This window comes from Caballeronia sp. GAFFF1, from assembly GCF_023630705.1.
In the GTDB taxonomy this organism is placed as follows: domain Bacteria; phylum Pseudomonadota; class Gammaproteobacteria; order Burkholderiales; family Burkholderiaceae; genus Caballeronia.
Genome location: NZ_JALQEM010000018.1, coordinates 134593 through 150264 on the forward strand (window position 1 = coordinate 134593; position 15672 = coordinate 150264).

General features: G+C 63.2%; 15 protein-coding genes and 1 tRNA gene. 4 read left to right on the forward strand and 12 right to left on the reverse strand.

Annotated features, from left to right (window positions below):
- Window positions 1–14 precede the first annotated feature (14 nt).
- Window positions 15–335 carry a hypothetical protein gene (locus tag NCR37_RS08960; protein WP_502800502.1) on the forward strand — a complete coding sequence of 107 codons (321 nt, stop codon included), beginning with the start codon at window positions 15–17 and terminating at the stop codon, window positions 333–335.
- A 261-nt stretch (window positions 336–596) separates the two neighbouring features.
- Here the strand turns inward: NCR37_RS08960 and NCR37_RS08965 are convergent, their stop codons facing one another.
- Both NCR37_RS08965 and NCR37_RS08970 read right to left on the reverse strand, forming a co-directional pair.
- On the reverse strand, window positions 597–767 hold the full coding sequence (locus NCR37_RS08965; protein ID WP_250472682.1) for a hypothetical protein: 171 nt from the start codon (window positions 765–767) through the stop codon (window positions 597–599).
- 62 nt (window positions 768–829) lie between these two features.
- Window positions 830–906 (reverse strand) — tRNA-Pro (locus tag NCR37_RS08970).
- A 121-nt stretch (window positions 907–1027) separates the two neighbouring features.
- Here NCR37_RS08970 and NCR37_RS08975 point away from each other — a divergent pair.
- Together NCR37_RS08975 and NCR37_RS08980 are read left to right on the forward strand one after the other, a co-directional pair.
- On the forward strand, window positions 1028–1486 hold the full coding sequence (locus NCR37_RS08975) for a SixA phosphatase family protein (protein WP_250472683.1): 459 nt from the start codon (window positions 1028–1030) through the stop codon (window positions 1484–1486).
- Between the two features lie 126 nt (window positions 1487–1612).
- Entirely contained in the window at window positions 1613–2434 is an 822-nt protein-coding gene (locus NCR37_RS08980) for a GNAT family N-acetyltransferase (protein WP_250472684.1), read from the forward strand.
- A 60-nt stretch (window positions 2435–2494) separates the two neighbouring features.
- On the opposite strand, the gene ppx is transcribed toward NCR37_RS08980, so the two are convergent.
- A complete protein-coding gene (ppx, locus tag NCR37_RS08985; protein WP_250472685.1) occupies window positions 2495–4003 on the reverse strand; it encodes an exopolyphosphatase in 1509 nt (502 codons plus the stop codon).
- A 282-nt stretch (window positions 4004–4285) separates the two neighbouring features.
- On the opposite strand from ppx, the gene ppk1 reads away from it, so the two are divergent.
- Window positions 4286–6349 carry a polyphosphate kinase 1 gene (gene ppk1, locus NCR37_RS08990; RefSeq protein WP_250472686.1) on the forward strand — a complete coding sequence of 688 codons (2064 nt, stop codon included), beginning with the start codon at window positions 4286–4288 and terminating at the stop codon, window positions 6347–6349.
- A gap of 36 nt (window positions 6350–6385) precedes the next feature.
- Here the strand turns inward: ppk1 and phoR are convergent, their stop codons facing one another.
- From phoR to folP, 9 genes are all read right to left on the reverse strand, one after another.
- Window positions 6386–7699, reverse strand: coding sequence for a phosphate regulon sensor histidine kinase PhoR (gene phoR / locus NCR37_RS08995; protein ID WP_250472687.1), 1314 nt, complete (start codon window positions 7697–7699; stop codon window positions 6386–6388).
- Window positions 7700–7738: 39 nt separating this feature from the next.
- Window positions 7739–8440, reverse strand: a complete 702-nt coding sequence (phoB, locus tag NCR37_RS09000) for a phosphate regulon transcriptional regulator PhoB (RefSeq protein WP_159836615.1) — start codon at window positions 8438–8440, stop codon at window positions 7739–7741.
- A gap of 40 nt (window positions 8441–8480) precedes the next feature.
- A complete protein-coding gene (gene phoU / locus NCR37_RS09005) occupies window positions 8481–9185 on the reverse strand; it encodes a phosphate signaling complex protein PhoU (RefSeq protein ID WP_175944381.1) in 705 nt (234 codons plus the stop codon).
- A gap of 42 nt (window positions 9186–9227) precedes the next feature.
- Window positions 9228–10103, reverse strand: coding sequence for a phosphate ABC transporter ATP-binding protein PstB (gene pstB, locus NCR37_RS09010; protein ID WP_250472688.1), 876 nt, complete (start codon window positions 10101–10103; stop codon window positions 9228–9230).
- A 15-nt stretch (window positions 10104–10118) separates the two neighbouring features.
- Window positions 10119–11006, reverse strand: coding sequence for a phosphate ABC transporter permease PstA (gene pstA, locus NCR37_RS09015; RefSeq protein WP_502800503.1), 888 nt, complete (start codon window positions 11004–11006; stop codon window positions 10119–10121).
- Complete coding sequence (pstC, locus tag NCR37_RS09020; protein ID WP_250472689.1) at window positions 11003–11986, reverse strand: phosphate ABC transporter permease PstC; 984 nt, start codon at window positions 11984–11986, stop codon at window positions 11003–11005. The genes pstA and pstC overlap by 4 nt, the downstream gene beginning before the upstream one ends.
- Window positions 11987–12136: 150 nt before the next feature.
- Entirely contained in the window at window positions 12137–13168 is a 1032-nt protein-coding gene (gene pstS / locus NCR37_RS09025) for a phosphate ABC transporter substrate-binding protein PstS (RefSeq protein WP_250472690.1), read from the reverse strand.
- 207 nt (window positions 13169–13375) lie between these two features.
- Window positions 13376–14734 carry a phosphoglucosamine mutase gene (gene glmM / locus NCR37_RS09030; RefSeq protein WP_250472691.1) on the reverse strand — a complete coding sequence of 453 codons (1359 nt, stop codon included), beginning with the start codon at window positions 14732–14734 and terminating at the stop codon, window positions 13376–13378.
- Between the two features lie 107 nt (window positions 14735–14841).
- A complete protein-coding gene (folP, locus tag NCR37_RS09035) occupies window positions 14842–15642 on the reverse strand; it encodes a dihydropteroate synthase (RefSeq protein WP_250472692.1) in 801 nt (266 codons plus the stop codon).
- Window positions 15643–15672 lie beyond the last annotated feature (30 nt).

A 15672-nucleotide genomic window follows, 5' to 3' on the forward strand; every position in this document is an offset into this window, starting at 1 on the left:
TTACGAGGAAGAGAATGAGATTTGGAAACACAATGACCGCGGCCGCGCTGTTCGCGGCGGCGGCTTTGAGCGGCGCGCTGGCCGGCTGCGCGCACACCGCCACGATGACGTACCTGCCCTCGGGCGACACGGGCTTCGCGATCAACTGCAGCGGCAGCGACGCGAGCACGAGCTGGGCGGCGTGCTACAAGCAAGCAGGCGAAGTGTGCGGCGCGTACGGCTACGACGTGATCTCGAAAGACGCCGACAACGGCGCGACTTCGGGCGGATCGGTGGCGGGCATCTTCGGCGCGAACATCAAGAATCGTTCGATGGTGATTCGCTGCAAGCAGTAGCGCTTGCTGACTCAAGCGTCCGAAGGCGTGTCTTTTCGCGTACTCCTTCTCGTGCGCCAGCGGCCCGACGTCGGATCGATGCGGGCGGCGAACCCGAAAAGCGAAGCAAGCGCGACAGGCGCGACGGCAGCAAAAACCCACAACAGATTCATGGCGAAACCCAGTTGCGACGAGTTGCCCATGATAACCGTGCTGCAAAAAATTCGCTTCTATTCGCGTTAGAGTCTTTTACTCAGTCGTTATGACCGATTCGCAATCGGATCACTGCGGCTGCGTCGGCGCGATCAACATCGATGGCGGACGCGTGTCGGTCGGCACGCCGTGGTAGTCGGGCGGATCTTGCGGAGGATGTTTCTGGCTGGAGGAATCGGCGCACGCGGACAGCGCGAGCGCGAAGACGGAGCATGCGAACGACAAAACGATACGCGGCATGAGGTTTCCTGGAAAAGACGAAGGGGTTACAAGCCGAGACTTGTAACCCCTTCGTTGTATCGTGGTCGGAGCGAAAGGATTCGAACCTTCGACCCTCTGATCCCAAATCAGATGCGCTACCAGGCTGCGCTACGCTCCGACGAGCCGCGTATTGTAGCGTCGATGTCCCATATCCGCAAATGCGACAGCGCCGTAACGTGACGAGCTGGCACGCAACGTTCTAAGCCATTCGCAAAAGCCATTCATTCTGGAGACGATCCATGAACCTCATTCTCTGGCGTCACGCCGAAGCGGAAGACCAGGCGTCGAGCGACCTCGCGCGTCAGCTCACCTCGCGCGGACGCAAGCAGGCGCAAGGCATCGCGAAGTGGCTGAGAGCGCGCATCGACGACGACGCCCTCTTCCTTGCGAGTCCCGCCACGCGCACGATCCAGACCGCCGAAGCGTTCGGCGACCGCTATCGCGTGGTTGACGATCTCGCGCCCGGCAAGACCGCGCAGCACGTGCTCGACGCCGCCGGCTGGCCCGATGGCGTGAGCGAGACGGTCGTCGTGATCGGGCATCAACCGACGCTCGGGCGCGTGGCCGCACGGCTCTTGACCGGGCACGAAGCGGAGTGGCCCATCAAGAAAAGCGGCGTGTGGTGGTTTCAAGGCCGCACGCGCGGCGGCGACGGGCAAGTCGTGGTGCGCGCGGTGATGTGTCCGGACCTGCTTTAGGCGTCGAAAACGCATGTCGCCGGGGCATATGTCGTTTCATCGAAACGTCACTGCCAAGCCATGCGAGCGTCACCCGGCATCCTTACATTGGCGGAAAGTTAGTCACCTTTCCGCCGAGGAATGCCAATGCACGATCTGCCGACGCCTTTCCTGCCCTTCGGAGCGTCATCGCTCTCGCTCGATTCGCGCCGCCACCTCCCGCGCACGGCCGAAACCGTCACGGGCCAGCACCGCTTGCAGGTTGCGTGGGCGCGCTCCGACGACGCGCTGCGCGAAGCGCAGCGTCTGCGCTACCGCGTGTTCGCTGAGGAAATGGGCGCGCGTCTGTCGGGCCCCGCCGGGCTCGACGTCGACGCCTTCGACGCCTATTGCGATCATCTGCTCGTGCGCGATCTCGATACGCTGAAAGTGGTCGGCACGTACCGCGTGTTGCCGCCGCATCAGGCCGCGCGCATCGGCCGGCTCTACGCGGAAAGCGAATTCGACGTGTCGCGTCTCACGCATCTGCGGCCGAAGCTCGTCGAAGTGGGCCGCTCGTGCGTGCATCCGGACTATCGCAACGGCGCGGTCATCATGTCGCTGTGGGGCGGGCTCGCCACGTACATGATGCAGAACGGCTACGAGACGATGCTCGGCTGCGCGAGCGTCGGCATGAACGACGGCGGTCACTACGCCGCGAATCTCTACGCTTCGCTTTCCGCCGACGCGCTCACCGCGCATGAGTACCGCGCGTTCGCGCACACGCCGCTACCGGTCGAGGAATTGCGCACGGGCGTGTCGGTGAGCCCGCCGCCGCTCGTCAAAGGCTACTTGCGCCTGGGGGCGAAGATTTGCGGCGCGCCGGCGTGGGACCCGGACTTCAACACGGCGGATTTTCTGACGCTCTTCCGCCTCTCCGACATCAACGCGCGTTACGTGCGGCACTTCATGGGCGATGCGGGACGCTGAGCATCGGGCGGGCGCTTAGTCCGCTCGATCCGCTCGATCCGCTCGATCCGCTCAATCCGCTCAATCCGTGTAGATCACGCGATACGGCCGCCCGATCTTTTCCCATTCCATCGCTTCCTGCGCGAGACTGTAGTCGGTCAGCGGATTATTCGTCACCCACTCGCTCGGCAAACGCACTTCGAAGCCGCCACCCGCGACTTTGACCTCGATGCCGGGCAGGCCGACATCCGTGCGGCGCCGCGACAGAAGCGCGGCGAGGCGCAGGCAGAACAGCAGCGTCCAGTCGACGCCGCGCGCCTGCGCGAGCTTGCCGAGCTTGCCCGCGTGACCGAGCACGAGCGCCGCGAGCCGCGCCTGATCCGTGCGCGAGAAGCCGGGCATGTCGGCATTGCTCGCAATATACGCCGAATGCTTGTGATACGCGCTGTGCGCGATCGACAAGCCGATCTCGTGCAGCGACGCCGCCCATGCGAGAAACATGCGGTTCTCCACGCTGCGCTCGCCGTCCGGCTCGCCGAGCTGATCGTAGAAGCTGATCGCCAGATTGCCGATGCGCTCGGCCTGCGCGGCATCGACACCATAGCGGCGCTTGAAGCCCTCGACCGTCACCGTGCGCATGTCCTGATGCTGCGAACGGCCGAGCAGGTCGTAGAGCACGCCGAGACGCAGCGCGGCGTCCGTGGTATCGACGTATTCGATACCGAGCTCCTCGAACACGCCGAGCATGATCGACAGCCCGCCCGGCAGCACCGGAATGCGGTCCGGCTTCAGCGCGACGAGCTTCAGCCGGTTCACGTTCTCCGCCTTGATGAGCGCGCGCTTCAGCCGTTCCAGCCCGGCGCGCGAAATGCCGTGCGTGTACTCGGGATCGTTGAAGCCGTTCGCCTCGACCAGCTCGGCGAGCGCCCGCGCCGTGCCCGACGAGCCGATCGCCTGATCCCAGCCGGTCTGCTTGTATTCACGCGAGATGATCTGAATCTCGCGCTTGGCGGCGAGTTCGGCCTGACGCATCGTGTATTCGTCCACGTTGCCGGCCGGGAAGAACTGGCGGCTGTGGCTCACGCAGCCGATATAAAGGCTCTCCATGTGGATCGGCGTGTAATGCGCGCCGATGATGAACTCCGTCGATCCGCCGCCGATATCCACGACGAGCCGCTTGCCCGCGCTCGCCGGCACCGAATGCGCCGCGCCCGCATAGATGAGGCGCGCTTCCTCGCGGCCCGCGATCACTTCGATCGGAAAACCGAGCGCGATTTCGGCCTCGATCAGGAAGTCGTGCGCGTTTTTTGCGACGCGCAGCGTGTTGGTGGCGACCGCGCGCACCTGATCCGGGTGGAAGTCGCGCAGACGCTCGCCGAAACGCTTCAGCGCATCCCAGCCGCGCAACTGCGACGCGCGATCGAGCATCTTGTCCTTCGAGAGACCAGCTGCGAGACGCACCGGCTCGCGCAACGCATCGACCTGATAAATCTGGCTGCCCGCGGGCGTTTCCTCGACCCGGCCGACGATCAGCCGGAAACTGTTCGATCCGAGGTCGACGGCGGCGAGAAGGTGGGGATGTGTGACCATCGGATATCCGGGAAACGGTGAAGTGAGAAAGCGCAACCGCGTGTCAGCGACACGCTGTCGAGAGACACGAATTCTATTTCATGCCGGCGCGAAGATCGGGAATCGAAGCAGACGCGAAGCAGACGCGCGAAGCAGAAGCGGGAACGCGCGCGCCCGCTAGCGACGCTATCCGCAATGTGAGTAGAATTTGTGAAAATCGTTCTGTCACAATAAAGACATCCTAGTGTGAGATCATCCGAACGCTTTTCTGCCCTTCCGATCGAGACACCTTACGCCCAGCCGATGTCCATACGTTATCCGCTCTTCAACCGTGAACTAGGCATCCTGGGTTTCAACGAGCGGGTACTGGCGCAAGCCGCCGACACATCGGTGCCGCTGCTCGAACGTCTGCGCTTTATCTGCATTACGAGCAGCAATCTCGACGAATTTTTCGAAGTCCGCATGGCCGGTCTTCAGGAGCAGATGCGCGACAACCCCGGCACGCTCTCGCCGGACGGCATGTCGCTGCAACACGTCTACGATCTCGTCTCCGAACGCGCGCAACGCCTCGTGCATCAACAATACGCGATGCTGCACGAGACCGTACTGCCCGCGCTCGAAATGGAAGGAATTTATTTTCATGGCGCGGAGACCTGGACCGAACAGCAGACCGCGTGGGCGCGCGAATACTTCCAGAACGAACTGCTGCCGGTGCTGACGCCGATCGGGCTCGATCCCGCGCACCCTTTTCCGCGCGTGCTGAACAAGAGCCTGAACTTCGTCGTCGAACTGGAAGGCACCGACGCGTTCGGCCGTCAGGCGATGATGGGCATCGTGCAGGCGCCGCGCGCGTTGCCGCGCCTCGTGCGCATGCCGGAGGCGCTCTCGGGCTATCCGCATGGTTTCGTGCTGCTGAGTTCTTTCATGCAGCATTTCGTAAGCGAACTCTTTCCGCATCTCACGGTGCGCAACTGCAATCAGTTTCGCATCACGCGCAATAGCGAGCTTTTCGTTGACGAAGACGAAATCACCAATCTGCGCGTCGCGTTGCAGGGCGAACTGCCCGCGCGGCATCTCGGCAACGCGGTGCGGCTCGAAGTGTCCGCCGAAACGCCGCCGCATCTGATTCGCCGCCTGCTCGACGAAAGCCAGCTCAATCCGCGCGATTGTTATCGCGTGAACGGCCCGGTCAATCTCGTGCGGCTCATGCAGTTACCCGAAATGGTGGACCGGCCGGACCTCAAGTTCGTGCCGCACATTCCGTCGGTGCCGAAGTCGATTGCGAACACGACTAATCTCTTCGATGCCATCGATCAGGGCGATATCCTGCTGCATCATCCGTACGAGAGCTTTCAGCCCGTGCTGGAACTGCTACTGCAAGCGGCCAAAGATCCGCAAGTGGTTGCCATCAAGCAGACCATCTACCGCACCGGCACCGATTCGCCGCTGATGGACGCGCTCATGCAGGCGGCGCGCAACGGCAAGGAAGTGACCGTCGTGGTCGAACTGCTCGCGCGCTTCGACGAGGAAACGAATATCAACTGGGCGTCGCAGCTTGAAGCGGTGGGCGCGCATGTGGTGTACGGCGTCGTCGGCCACAAATGCCACGCAAAGATGATGCTGATCGTGCGGCGCGTGTCGCAAGGCGGCAAGACCGTGCTCAAGCGTTACGCGCATCTCGGCACAGGCAATTACCACCCGCGCACGGCGCGTCTTTATACCGACTTCGGCCTCATGACCGCCGATCAGCAAATGTGCGAAGACGTGCATCACGTCTTTCAGCAGTTGACGGGCATCGGCGGGGAGCTTGCGCTACATCATCTATGGCAGTCGCCGTTCACGCTGCATGCGAAGCTGATCGAAGCGATCCGCGCCGAAGCGGAACACGCGCGCGCGGGCCGGCGCGCGCGCATCGTCGCGAAGATGAACGCGTTGCTCGAGCCGACCGTGATCGCGGCGCTCTACGAGGCATCGCATGCGGGCGTGAAGATCGACTTGATCGTGCGCGGCGTGTGTTCTCTGAAGCCGGGCGTCGAAGATCTGTCGGAAAACATCACGGTGCGATCTATCGTCGGGCGTTTCCTCGAACACCACCGCATCTTCTATTTTTATGCGAACGGCAAGGAAGACGTGTATCTGTCGAGCGCCGACTGGATGGATCGCAACTTCTTTCGCCGCGTGGAAGTGGCGTTCCCAATCCGCGACCGGCGGCTTAAGCGCCGCGTGATTGCCGAAGGTCTGTCCGTGTGTCTCGGCGACAACCAGTCGGCGTGGGTCATGCAAAGCGACGGGCACTATCGCAAGCGCCGTTCGGGCAAGGCGCTGCGCAACGCACAGTTGGGACTGCTCGCGAAGTTCTGTTCGTGATTCCTGACGATACGGCGCGCAACGCGCCGTGCTAATTCAAGCCGCCACGGACTTGCGCAACGCCGTGCGCGACGCGGGAAAGCGCACGACGAACGTGCTGCCCCGCCCCACTTCGCTTTTCACGTCGAGATCGGCATGATGCCGTTGCAGCACATGCTTGACAATGGCAAGCCCGAGCCCGGTGCCACCCGTATCGCGGGAACGGCTACGGTCCACGCGATAGAAACGCTCCGTCAAGCGCGGAATATGCTCCGCCGGAATGCCGAGGCCGCTGTCGCGCACGGTGAAGACCGCGCGATCGTCCACGCGCTCCCATGACACGTCGATGCTGCCGCCATCCGGCGTGTAGCGCACCGCGTTCGTCACCAGATTGCCGAGCGCGCTTACCAGTTCGGTCTCCGCGCCGGCCACGGTCAGCGCGTCGTCGTTATGAAACCGGATGCGATGACGCCCGCCCGAAAGACTGTTGGCGTCGTCTTCCAGATGACGCAGCACCGCGCGCATGTCGAGCAGCTCGTCGCCGGGCGGATGGACATCGCCTTCGAGATTCGCCAGCACGAGCAGATCGCGCACGATGTTCTGCATGCGCATCGCCTGCTGATTCATCATGTCGAGGTAACGCGCGCGGTCGGCTTCGTCGAGCGGCAACTCGCGCATCGTTTCGAGAAAGCCGGAGAGCACGGTGAGCGGCGTCTTCAGTTCATGCGAGACGTTCGCGACGAAATCGCGGCGCATGGAATCGGTGCGCTCGAGTTCGGTGATGTCTTGCGTGAGAATCAGCTTGCGATTCTCGCCGTACGGAAACACCTGCACCGAGACACTGCGCTGCCGGTTCGTGCCCATGCCCCGCATGATGAGCATCTCTTCGTAACGGTGCGAATTCAGATAGCGGATGAAATCCGGATGACGCACGAGATGCGTGATGTGCTGCCGCAGATCGCGCTTCGCGTCGAGCCCGAAGTGCTTCTCCGCGATGGCGTTGCACCATTCGATCTGGTCGTGATCGTCCAGCATCGCGACGCCATTAGGCGATGCCTGAATCGCCTGGATGAAGCGCGAATGCTGCTGCTCGACCTGACGCACCTGCGCGTGCCAGCGTTTGGCGAGCTTGTGCAGGCGGTAATAGATCTCACCCCAGATGCCGAGCGCGCTTGGCACCTGGCCGTACACCGGCGCGTCCAGGAGACGCCACAGCCGCTGCGTGTGATACGTGCTCACGAAGCCCTGCACGACGAGCATGACGACGGCGACAGCGAGCGCCACGCGCACGCCGGCGAATGCGCCGATCGCGGCGCACAGCACCGCGAGGAGCGCGAGGGACACGATGGAACGCGTCCAGATGATGTTCATGTTGTCGGGAGATCGATGAAGGCGAAGATGCGCGCAGCCTCAGGCACCCTTCGCGAGCCGGTAGCCGCTGCCGCGTACCGTTTCGATCATAGCATCGCAGCCCGCGGGCTTGAGGGCGGCGCGCAGACGCTTGATGTGCACATCGACCGTGCGCTCCTCGACGAACACGTGATCCCCCCAGACCTGATCGAGCAGCTGCGTGCGGCTGTGCACGCGCTCCGGATGCGTCATGAAGAAATGGAGCAGGCGGAACTCCGTCGGCCCGAGATCGAGCTTGATGTCGTTGCCCGAATGATTGGCCGCCACGCGATGCGTCGCCGGATCGAGCCGCAGGCCGTTGATCGCGACGACGTCTTCCGTTAACTGCGGCGCGCGCCGGCGCAGCACCGCCTTGATGCGCGCCATCAACTCTTTCGGCGAAAACGGCTTGGTCACGTAATCGTCCGCGCCGATTTCGAGCCCGAGCACCTTGTCCTGCTCGTCGCCGCGCGCGGTGAGCATGATGATCGGGATATGCTTCGTGCGCTCGTTGTTGCGCAGCTCGCGCGCGAACGCGATGCCGGACTTCGCGGGCAGCATCCAGTCGAGCAGCACGAGATCGGGCAGCACGTCGCTGATCAGGTTTTGCGCCTGCTCCGCGTTATACGCGCGAATCGGGCAATGTCCCGCGTGTTGCAGATTCACCGAGATCAGCTCGGAGATCGCGGGTTCGTCTTCGACGACGAGGATACTGCTGGGCATCGGCACCTCTTGACCTTTTTGCTTGAAGTGAATCGTTGGATTAACTGAGCGCCTCGCGTTCGAGCTGGTCGCGCGAAATGTGGCGCACGTCCGTGCCCTTCACGATGTAGATGATGAACTCGGCGATGTTCTTCGCGTGATCGCCGATGCGCTCCACCGCTTTCGCGATGAAGAGATAATCGAGCCCCGCCGAAATGGTGCGCGGGTCTTCCATCATGTATGTCACGAGCTTGCGCACGAAGGCGCGGAATTCTTCGTCGATCGCCTTGTCGTCGCGCACGATCTGCGCGGCGGCGACCGTATCCAGACGCGCGAACGCATCGAGCGCGCGGCGCAGAATCGACACGGCCATCTCGCCCGAGAGCTTGATCTCAGCGATGTTCACCGTGCGGCCCGCGCCGTCTTCATTGATGCGCTTCACGCGCTTTGCGATCTTCTCGGCTTCGTCGCCGGCGCGTTCGAGATTCGTGATGGTCTTCGAGATCGCCATGAGCAGACGCAAGTCGCGCGCGGCCGGCTGACGGCGCGCGATGATGTTGCTGCACTCCTCGTCGATTTCGACTTCCATCGTATTCAACCGCGCTTCCGCCGCGATCACCTGATCGGCGATCTGCACGTCGAATTCGTTCAGCGCCTGCATCGCCGCGGTGATCTGCGACTCGACGAGACCGCCCATTTCCAGCACTTTCGAGGACACCGCGTTCAGATCGGCGTCGAACTGGCTCGACAGATGTTTATCGGACATGTTGTGCTCCTGTAGTCCTTTGTTCGTTCGCTGACCGGCCGATCAGCCAAAGCGGCCCGTGATGTAGTCTTCCGTTTCCTTGCGGGCCGGCTTGATGAAGATCTTTTCCGTGTCGCCGAATTCGATCAATTCACCGAGGTACATATAGGCAGTGTAGTCCGAGCAGCGCGCGGCCTGCTGCATGTTGTGCGTGACGATCACCACCGTGTAGTCGCTCTTGAGCTCCGCGATCAGTTCTTCGATCCGGCCCGTCGAGATCGGATCGAGCGCGGAGCACGGTTCGTCGAGCAGCAGCACTTCCGGCCGGATGGCGATGCCGCGCGCAATGCACAGACGCTGCTGCTGGCCGCCCGACAGACCGTAGCCGCTTTGCGTGAGCTTGTCCTTCACTTCGGTCCAGAGGGCGGCCTTCGTGAGCGCCCATTCCACGCGGTCGTCCATTTCCGAGCGCGACAGTTGCTCGAACATCTTCACGCCGAACGCGATGTTGTCGTAGATCGACATCGGGAACGGCGTCGGCTTCTGGAACACCATGCCGACGCGCGCGCGCAAGAGCGAGATGTCCTTCGTCGTGTCGAGCAGATTGGCGCCGTCCATCAGGATTTCGCCTTCCGCGCGCTGCTCCGGATAGAGCGCGAACATCTTGTTGAAGGTGCGCAGCAGCGTGGACTTGCCGCATCCCGACGGACCGATGAACGCCGTGACCTTCTTCTCCGGAATGCGCAAGTTGATGTTCTTCAGCGCGTGATACTTGTTGTAGAAGAAGTTGAGGTTGTTCACCTCGATCTTCGGCTTGATGGAATCCGCCGGCTGCGAACCGTGCGTCGGACGCACGCTGCCCGGCGCGGGACCGCGCTCGACCGGCTTACCTTCCGTCTTCGAATTCAGGTGGCTGACACCACTTTCGACCATGTTCATGGAATCACTCCACCCTTATTTCTTAGAGAAAATCGCGCGCGCCAGGATATTGAGACCCAGCACGCCGAGCGTAATCAGGAACACGCCGGCCCACGCGAGCGTTTGCCATTGCGGGAACGGACTCATCGCAAACTTGTAGATCGTCACCGGCAGATTCGCCACCGGCTGATTCATGTCGAGCGTGAAGAACTGGTTCGACAGCGCCGTGAAGAGCAGCGGCGCGGTCTCGCCCGCAATGCGCGCGACGGCCAGCAGCACGCCCGTCACGATGCCGCCGACCGACGCCTTCAGCGTGATCGACATCACCATCTTCCACTTCGGCGTGCCGAGCGCGAAGGCCGCCTCGCGCAGCGCGTTGGGCACGAGGTTCAGCATGTTCTCCGTCGTGCGGATGACGATGGGAATCTGCAGCAGTCCGAGCGCGATCACGCCGGCCCAGCCCGAGAAACGCCCCATTTTCGCGACGACCAGCGCGTACACGAAAAGACCGACGACGATTGACGGCGCGGACAACAGAATGTCGTTGATAAAGCGCGTCACGTTCGCGAGCCAGCGCTTCTGCCCGTATTCCGCGAGATACACGCCCGCGAGAATGCCGAGCGGCGTGCCGATGCACGTTGCGAGCACGACGAGCATGAGACTGCCGACGATCGCGTTGGCGAGACCGCCGCCATCGGTGTTCGGCGGAGGCGTCGACTGCGTGAACAGCTCGACCGAAAGGCCGGAGACGCCGAGCTTGAGCGTCGTGAAGAGAATCCACACGAGCCAGAGGAGGCCGAACGCCATTGCCGCGAGCGAGAGCGTCAGCGCGATCGCGTTGGTGCCGCGGCGGCGGCGTTGCAGCTTCATGCGCGTGGCGACCGTGCGCTCGTGGTCCTGATTGAACGTTGCGGGACGGCTCACTTTGCACCCTCCGCGCGCTGCATGCGCATCAAGAGCAGCTTTGAAAGCGCGAGCACGATGAACGTGATGACGAAGAGAATCAAACCCAGTTCCATCAGCGCGGATGTGTGCAGGCCGGGACTGGCTTCCGCGAACTCGTTTGCGAGCGCGGAGGTGATGCTGTTGCCCGGCGAAAAGAGCGACACGTTGTCGAGCAAATTGGTGTTGCCGATCACGAAGGTCACCGCCATGGTCTCGCCGAGCGCGCGGCCGAGACCGAGCATGACGCCGCCGATCACGCCGGCGCGCGTGTACGGCAACACGATCTTCCACATCACTTCCCACGTCGTGCAGCCGATGCCGTACGCCGATTCCTTCAGCAGCACGGGCGTGACTTCGAACACGTCGCGCATCACGGACGCGATGTACGGAATGATCATGATGGCGAGAATGACGCCCGCGCACAGAATGCCGATGCCGATCGGCGGCCCCTGAAACAACGCGCCGATGAGCGGCACGCCGCCGAGCAGCGCGCCGAGCGGTTTCTCGAAGTACGTCGCGAAGATCGGCGCGAACACGAGCAAACCCCACATGCCGTAGACGATCGACGGAATCGCCGCGAGCAGTTCGATGGCGACGCCGAGCGGCCGGCGCAGCCACGTCGGCGACAGTTCCGTCAGAAAGAGCGCGATGCCGAAGCTCACCGGCACCGCGATGATGAGCGCGATGATTGAGGTCGCGATGGTGCCGTAGATGGGCACGAGCGCGCCGAAGCTCTCGCTGGGCGGATCCCACTCCGCGCGCCAGAGAAAGCTGAGACCGAATTTCTGGATGGTCGGCATCGACGCAATGATGAGCGAGACGATGATGCCGCCAAGCAGGAGCAGCGTCACGACGGCTGCCAGCCGGGTGATGCCGCCGAAAACGATGTCGCCGATACGGCTCGGCGCGCGCTGCGATTGCGCCGCCGGCGGTGCCGACGCTAAGTTGATGTCCGACATGGGAGCCTTGGTTACGCTACGTGTCAGACGCGCGGCGACCTTTCGATCGCCGCGCGGCTTGTTACTGCTTCTTTGCTTCCTCTGCTTTGACTGTCCGCCGCTCCAGCTTAGGACAGTTTCAGCTTGCGTGACTGCGATACTTCCTTGCTATTACTCCGCGACCGGCTTGCCCGCGCTGTCCTTGACCTTCGCCTTCCATTGCGTGCGGATTTCCGACACGACCGATTCCGGCAGCGAAATGTAGTCGAGGTCGTTCGCAGCCTGGCCGCCGTTCTTGAACGCCCAGTCGAAGAACTTGAGCGTTTCGGTGCCTTGCGCCGCCTTGTCCTGCGTCGAATGCAGCAGCACGAAGGTCGCGCCGACGATCGGCCATGCGTCCTTGCCCGGCTCGTTCGTCAGGATCTGATAGAACGACTTCGACCAGTCCGCGCCCGCAGCCGCCGCCTTGAACGTCTCCGTCTTCGGCTCCACCACCGTGCCCGCCGAGTTCTTCAGGCCGACGTAAGTCATGTGGTTCTGCTTCGCGTAGGCCCACTCGACATAGCCGATCGCGCCCGGCAGACGCTGCACGAACGCCGCGACGCCGTCGTTGCCCTTGCCGCCCGTGCCCGTCGGCCAGTTGACCGTCGAACCCTCGCCCACCTTCGACTTCCAGTCAGCGTTGACCTTCGACAGATAGTTCGTCCAGATGAAGCTCGTGCCCGAGCCGTCCGCGCGGCGCACCACGGCGATATCGGTATCCGGCAGTTTCGCCTTCGGGTTCAGCGCGGCGATAGCCGGGTCGTTCCACTTCTTGATCTTGCCGAGATAGATATCGCCGAGCACCTGGCCCGACAGCGTCAGTTCGCCTGCCTTCACGCCCGGCACGTTGATGACCGGCACCACGCCGCCGACCACCGTCGGGAACTGGAAGAGGCCGTCTTTCGCGAGTTCGTCATCTTTCAGCGGAGCGTCCGAGCCCGCGAAATCGACCGTCTTCGCGATGATCTGCTTCACGCCGCCCGACGAACCGATGCCCTGATAGTTGACCTTGCCGCCGCCGCTTTTCTGATAGGCATCTGCCCACTTGGTGTAGATCGGAGCTGCGAAGGTACTGCCCGCGCCGGTGATATCGGCCGCTTGCGCAGAGATGGCGAGCATTGCGCCAATTACGCCAGCGAGCGCGGTGTGCATCAATTTCATGAGACCTCCAGGGTTGAATAGCGTGTGGGACGACACGCGAAATATAGGCAGTCTCTGTGACAGTAATGTGACTCTCGGTTAAGGCCATGTGACAGGCGACTTTCAAATGGAAAGTCGATCGAGCGTTCATTCGTCAGCCTGCGAACGGGCAATAAAAAAGCGGGCCGAAGCCCGCTTTTTGCGAAACGCGCGTTCTTCTGCGAACGCTTACGAAGTGACGTCCTTCACGACCTGGGCAATCGTTTCCGCATGCCGAACGGCGTCTGCCTGCGCGGCGGCTTCCACCATCACGCGCAGCACCGGTTCCGTTCCCGACGCGCGAATCAAGACCCGACCGCGCGATTCGAGGGAATGCTCGGCTTGCTCCACGGCGCGGCGGATCGCGTCGCTGTTCTTCCAGTCCGCGCCCGCTTTCATGCGAACGTTGATCAGCTTCTGCGGAAACAGGCTCACGCCGTCGAGCAGTTCGGCGAGCGTCTTGCCGCTGCGCTTGAGCGCCGCGAGCACGAGGAGCGCAGAGACGATGCCGTCGCCCGTCGAGTGCCGATCCAGCGACAGAATGTGGCCCGAGCCTTCCGCGCCGAGTTGCCAGCCGTGCTCGCGCAGCTTTTCGAGCACGTAGCGGTCGCCGACCGCGGCACGGACGAACTGCACGCCGGCCTCCTTCAGCGCGACTTCGACCGCCATGTTCGTCATCAGCGTGCCGACCGCGCCTTCCACGTTGCCATGCGTTGCGATGCGATCCTTCACGAGCACATAGAGCAACTCGTCGCCGTTGTAGAGGCGTCCGGCCGAATCGACGATCTGCAGGCGGTCTGCGTCGCCATCCAGCGCGATGCCGATATCCGCGCCATGCTCCTTCACCGCGCGCACGAGCGCATCCGGGGCGGTCGCGCCGACGCCATCGTTGATATTGAAGCCGTTCGGCGACACGCCGATCGGCACCACTTCCGCGCCGAGTTCGTGGAACACGTGCGGCGCGACGTCGTACGCCGCGCCGTGCGCGCAGTCGACCACCAGCTTCAGGCCGCGCAAGTCGAAGCTCGCGGGGAACGTGCTTTTGCAGAATTCGATGTAACGGCCGCCCGCGTCATCGAGACGCCGCGCCTTGCCGAGCCGTTCGGACGGCGCGCAATCCATCGGCTGTTCGAGTTGCGCCTCGATCTGGTGTTCGACTTCGTCGGGCAGCTTGTTGCCATCGGCGGAGAAGAACTTGATGCCGTTGTCCTCGTAGGGATTGTGCGACGCGCTGATGACGACGCCCGCCGACAGCCGCAGCGCGCGCGTCAGATAGGCGACGCCGGGCGTGGGCATCGGGCCGGCGAGCATTACGTCGACGCCGGCTGCCGAGAAGCCCGACTCGAGCGCCGCTTCCAGCATGTAGCCGGACACGCGCGTGTCCTTGCCGATGAGCACCGTCGGACGGTTGCCCTTCTGTAGCGACCGGTCGCCGCCCGCGAGCACCTTGCCGGCCGCGTAGCCGAGCCTGAGCACGAAGTCCGGCGTAATCGGGGCCGCGCCGACGCGTCCACGAATGCCGTCCGTTCCGAAATATCGTCTTGCCATTGTTGCCTGACCCTCCTCGCGGATTACGGCGCCTGTTTTGATCCGCGTTGTTCGTTGGAAAGCTGCGAGCGTGAGCGCCTTCGCCGCAGTGCTACGACGCGAACGCGTTAATGCTGCGCGCGATGCGCCGCCTGCCTGGTGGCTTGCCAAACCTTCAATGCGTCTACGGTCTCGGCCACATCGTGCACACGGATGATGGCCGCGCCGCGTTCGGCAGCGCACACGGCCGCCGCGATGCTCGCGAACACGCGCTCGCCCGCGCTGCGACCGGTGACGGCACCGAGCATCGATTTTCGCGACATGCCGGCCAGCAGCGCGCGATGCGTGCCGACTGGCAGCGTTGCCGCAAGTTCGGCAAGTAGCGTGTAATTATGCCCGACAGTTTTGCCGAAGCCGTAGCCGGGATCGAATGTGATGCGATTCGCCGCAATGCCCGCCGCCGTGAGCGCGGCGAGCCGCTCGGCGAAAAAATCACGCACCGAGGCGACGACGTCGTCGTAGACCGGTTCGTGCAGTTGCATCGTGCGGGGCTCGCCGAGCATGTGCATCACGCACAGTCCGCAGTTGCTGTCCTTGACCGCATCGAGCGCGCCGTCCTGACGCAGCCCCCAGATGTCGTTGATTATGTCGGCGCCGGCTTCGAGCGCGGCGCGCATCACGGCGGGCTTGTAGGTATCGACCGAAAGCGGAATCTGCACGCCGCGCAATGCTTCGACAATCGGGACGACGCGTTCGAGTTCTTCGTCGAGCGGCACGGGCGGCGCGCCCGGACGAGTCGATTCGCCGCCGATGTCGATCATGTCCGCGCCGTCTGCGAGCATGTGCTCGGCGCGCGCCAGTGCCGCGTCGCGGGAAAGGAAACGGCCGCCGTCAGAGAACGAGTCCGGCGTGACGTTCAGGATGCCCATGACGAGCGGTCGTTCGAACGTCAGCCTGAA